Below are 4689 nucleotides of genomic sequence, written 5' to 3' on the forward strand. Positions count from 1 at the left end.
GTTTCAAGAAGCTTTGCAAATCGGCGTTTCCGCGAATTTCTTAGCTGTGAAACCAGCCCCACCTGCGTTTGGCGCGCCGGGAGGCGAACCATTTTCAGGCTGTTTGGTAAGGGGTTTGGCCGCTATTTTTCCGCTTCAGCGGCGGCGACTCAGAAAACGATACACGGCCCGAAGCCGCTCTGCAAATCCTGCCCGGAGTGGGAGCGTGCCCCTCGAAAACCCCGGAATTCCGGGGTTTTCGAGGGGCCTTGACCTTCAGCAGCACCCCCGCGCCACACGGCCCGGCAGTATGGACTGGCTCACATTCTCCGGCTTACGAGGTGCGCACCTTCAGGGTCAAGGAGAACTGGGCTTCGCGGGGCTTGAGCCGGTAGTGGGGCAGCACACCAGGACCACAAGCAGCGGTTCCCACCCCCCTAAGTACGTGGTCCACGTAGAGGTGGCTTCGGCCGTCCGCCTCCAGGTCCGGACGATGTGTTGCCACATCCAGGACGTCCTGGCTATAGGGCCGGACAGTCAGGGCAAACGGCTCACCGGATATTTCCAGTGTCCGGTCCCCAAGCTGCAATGTGGCGGACCGTACGCCGGACCGGGCGCCAGACTCCTGGGGCCGCACGTAATCCACGTCCATCTCCGACAGTGGCAGCGAGAACCAGCCCGTGCGGGCTCCCTGCCCCGTGTCCGGGTAGCTTTGGTGGGGGCCCTGACCGAACCAGTTCACCAGCCCTGCCTCTTCTCCCACCACAAGTTCGAGCCCTATGCGCGCCCATTCGACGTCATAGCCGTGGTTCGCCCACTTGCCGTCGGGCCGGACAGTGGTCCGAAGGCCAACGGCCTCACCATCGCTCGTCCACTCGTAGTCCACAAGCACGCCGTACTGTTTGTCGGCGGTGCTTACACGCGTCCGGACAGTCAGGACCTCGCCGGCCTTCCGCCCGCCGTCGTCCGCTGTTCCCTTCCGCCCGCCGTCGTCCCCGCCCCCTGCCGCAGTAGAACAGACAGCGGGGTCCGCCGCTGGCTCCGCAGTGATGCCCAGCAACCGCGTGTGGAGCCGGTTGAGGCCGGCGTCCTTCCATTGGGTGGCGAGGGGACGCTCGTCGGCTCCGCCCCATTCCCGTCCAAGGTCGTTGTCTGTGGGAGCCCACCAGAGATTCAGGGCAAGCCTTTCCACCGGGATACCGCCTATGGAGGTGGGCATTCCCGTTACCCGGCTGAAGACAGCGGGCCCCAGCGTCAGCTCGCCGTCCTGGACGTGCACAGTGGCAGCCTGTGCCGGCCCCTCCGGAGCGGCAGGCTCCCGCACCGACTGCCCCCAGGCAACTTCATGGCCCTCGGCCGCCCAGGCGGAGTCAGTGCCGAGGACTGCGCTGACGGTAAGTACGGCAGGCCCATCAGCGCCGACGCCAGCGGCGTGGGCACCGACACTGACGGGGAGCTGAACGACAGTCTCCGCCTGGGGCGCCACGGGCGGAACGTTGACGGTCCCGGCGTCCAAGGTCCCGCCGTCGGCCTCCACCGCGTAGCGGAAGCTGAACGCCGTGGTGTCCGCGAAGTCCTGCCCATTGCGCAGGGTGAACCGGGACCAGTCGCCGCCCACCGTGATGCGCAGCGGCTCAATGACCTTCTTGAAGTCCAGCAGCCCGGGCCGGGGTTTGCGGTCTGCATCAACCAGGCCGTCGGTGACGAAATTGCCGTCGTGGATTTCCTCACCGAAGTCCCCGCCGAAGGCGTAATGCTCACCACCGTCCGGAGAGGCGACGGTAATGCCGTGCTCCAGCCATTCCCACACGAAGCCGCCCATCAGGCGCGGATATTTGTCAAAAAGCTCCTGGTATTCGCTCATGCCGCCGGGACCGTTCCCCATGGCGTGGACATACTCGCAGAGCACGAATGGCATCGCCCGCCGCCGGGCATCCAGGGCGGCATCTTCGAGGGCCGGCTCAATCCCCTGCCCGATCAGGGCCGTCTCCGCCTGGCTGGCATACATCCGGGAGTAGACGTCGACGTGCGCGGAGGACCAGTCACCCTCGTAGTGGATGGGGCGGGAAGGGTCCCGGTCCCTGGTCCAACGCGACATCGCGGCGAGGTTCCTGCCGGTCCCCGCTTCGTTGCCAAGCGACCACATGATCACCGCTGGGTGGTTCTTGTCCCGCTCAACCGTGCGGCGCATGCGGTCCACCAGGGCCGTCTCCCACTCCGGGTCGTCGCTCGGGTTCCGGTCCCAGCCCGCGCTCTCGAATCCATGCGTTTCGAGGTCGCATTCGAGGACAACGTAGAAGCCGAACTGGTCCGCCAGGGCCAGGAAATCCGGGTGCGGCGGGTAATGGGAGGTCCGGATGGCATTGATATTGTGCTGCTTCATGAGCCGCAGTTCGGCCTCCACCACGTCCCGGGGGACCACGCGGCCAAGGCGCGGGTGGTGTTCGTGGCGGTTGACGCCGCGCAGCAGGATCCGCCGCCCGTTGACCTTGAACTGGGCGTCTTCGATGACGATGCTGCGGAACCCTAGCTGCAGTTCCACCGACTCGCCGGGCGCGGTGACGGTAGCTCCATAGAGCCGTGGCATCTCCGCAGACCAGGGCTCGACGGCGGGGACGCGCAGTTCAGCGCCTGCGGACAGTTCCACGTCCAGTTCCGGAACGCGGACGACGGCGTCAATCGCCTGTCCTCCCCGGGTCACCTCAACCTTGAGGATGCCTTCGCCGGTTGCGGCGTCGTAGCCGGCGTGGACGAAGACGTCGTCGATGCCATCGGCCGGCCTTGCCTGCAGGGTGACATCCCGGAAGATGCCGGGGAGCCACCACATGTCCTGGTCCTCCACGTAGCTGGCGGCGGAGAACTGCGCCACTCGCACAGCGAGGGTGTTTTTGCCGCGCACCAGGATCCCGGACACATCGAATTCATGGGCAAGCCTGCTGCCGCGTGTGGTTCCGAGCTCTACCCCGTTCAGCCACACGGTTCCCGCGGACTCGATGCCGTCGAACCGCAACAGGGCGTGCGGGAAGAATTCCGGGCCGGCTTCAAAGGCGACTACATGGTCCCCAATGGGGTTGGCTTCCGGAACATGGGGTGGCTCCACGGGAAAGGGAAACTGGACATTGGTGTAGGCGGGGGAGCCGTGCCCGTGCATGGGCCAGCTCGACGGCACGGGCAGGCTCTCGAATCCATCCAAGTCCCCGCCCTGCTGCCAGCCGGCTTGCGGTGCCACCCGGATGCCGGGACTGAGGCGGAACTGCCAGTCCCCGTTCAGCGACAACCGCGGCGCGTCGCTGTGCAGGTAGGCGCGCGGGGGCAAGGTGCCCTTGCCCGGCGCGACGGACTCCAGGTCCCTGGTCTCTCCGGCACCCAGAGCCAGGCTTCGGCCTGCTGAACCGGGGGCGAACTGGGGCAGGCTGTCCGCCAGGGCGGCCGACGATAGAGCTGGCATGGGTTGTCCTTGCTTCAGGGGAGGCTGGGCTGTGGTCCTGCAGAACCTGTGGCTCGCTGCGCCAAACGTGAACGTTCACGGGCACCGGTCCAGCGTATCCGTTCGCGAGTACTTTGAGAAGGGTCAGGCTGACTGGCGAAGTACCAACTGGTGCTTGAGGACAAGGGCTGCGTCCGGGCTTCCGGCCTCCACTGTGCCGGACAGCAGATCTGCCACGAGGCCGACGGCGGCCCGGCCTACTGCCCGCAGGTCCAGGGCGAGCGTGGTCAGCTCGGGCGTGACCAGTTCGCCCAGCGGTATGCCGTCCATTCCGATCACTGCGCAGTCCCGCGGCACCGCCCTACGTGCGTCGTGCAGGGCTTTGAGCGCTCCGGCGGCCATCAGGTCGTTGAACACCAGGAGCCCGTCCAGTGTGCCGTGCCCCTCGAGCAGTGAGCGGACTGCTTCCCGTGCCGCCGGGGCTGTATCCGCTGCCTGGCAGGTGATGATTTCGAGGCCGGTTTCGGCGGCCGCTGCGGCAACAGCGAGCCCACGCGTTGTGGCCGGCCCATCCTGGTCCGAGTCCAGGTAGGCGATGTGCCGGCGATGTGACGCATGGAGGTGCCCCAGTGCCAGCCGCGCCGCGTGGACGTAGTCGAAGGAGATCCGGCCGGCGGCCTGTCCGACCGGATAATCGAGCACCACCACGGGACGCCGTCCCATCATGGACTGGGCTTCATGCGAGCTGGCCCCGAAGTAGCCGATCAGGGCGTCAACCTGGGGCGCGAGCCGGGCGACGGCGTCCAGGCCGCTTCCGCTGCCGTGGCCAAAATCATCCATCACCACGTTCCAGCCCCGCTGGGTGGCTTCCTCCACCACGCTGGATGCAAAGGCCGGAAAATACGGGTTCGTGAGGTCCGGAATAGCCAGTCCAAGTGAGGTCCGGGCGCCCTGCACCAAGCCCTTTGCGAAGCGGCTGGGGGAATAGCCGAGCTCAGTAGCCAGCGCCTGGACACGCTCCCGTGTGGCGGCGCTGATTCCAGGCATGTCGTTCATGGCACGGGTAACGGTCTGCCTGGATACTCCTGCGGCGGCCGCAACATCCAGGATGGTGGCACGGCGGGCCTGTGGGCCTCTGGAGTTCGGGGTCATGACGGTAAGTCTAGAGTGGGCCCGCCGTGGCAACGTTAAGTGGGAGAACCTCCCCCGCGGGGGAGGGCGCGGTGAGTGGGAGAGCATCCCGGGTGTGGTGGGTGGTTAAAGCAGTAGGGCCCTGACGTTGT

General features: G+C 66.5%; 2 protein-coding genes. Both read right to left on the reverse strand.

Going from position 1 to position 4689, the window contains the following annotated elements:
• Positions 1–313: 313 nt before the first annotated feature.
• Positions 314–3427 carry a glycoside hydrolase family 2 TIM barrel-domain containing protein gene (locus tag FHJ30_RS19250; protein ID WP_139030868.1) on the reverse strand — a complete coding sequence of 1038 codons (3114 nt, stop codon included), beginning with the start codon at positions 3425–3427 and terminating at the stop codon, positions 314–316.
• A 123-nt stretch (positions 3428–3550) separates the two neighbouring features.
• A complete protein-coding gene (locus FHJ30_RS19255; protein ID WP_139030869.1) occupies positions 3551–4558 on the reverse strand; it encodes a LacI family DNA-binding transcriptional regulator in 1008 nt (335 codons plus the stop codon).
• Positions 4559–4689: the final 131 nt, after the last annotated feature.

This window comes from Arthrobacter sp. BB-1, assembly GCF_006151685.1.
Lineage (GTDB): Bacteria > Actinomycetota > Actinomycetes > Actinomycetales > Micrococcaceae > Arthrobacter.

Coding starts and splice junctions, on each gene's coding strand:
- FHJ30_RS19250 (WP_139030868.1), bottom strand. CDS start 3,427: ATGCCAGCTCTATCGTCGGCCGCCCTGGCGGACAGCCTGCCCCAGTTC.
- FHJ30_RS19255 (WP_139030869.1), bottom strand. CDS start 4,558: ATGACCCCGAACTCCAGAGGCCCACAGGCCCGCCGTGCCACCATCCTG.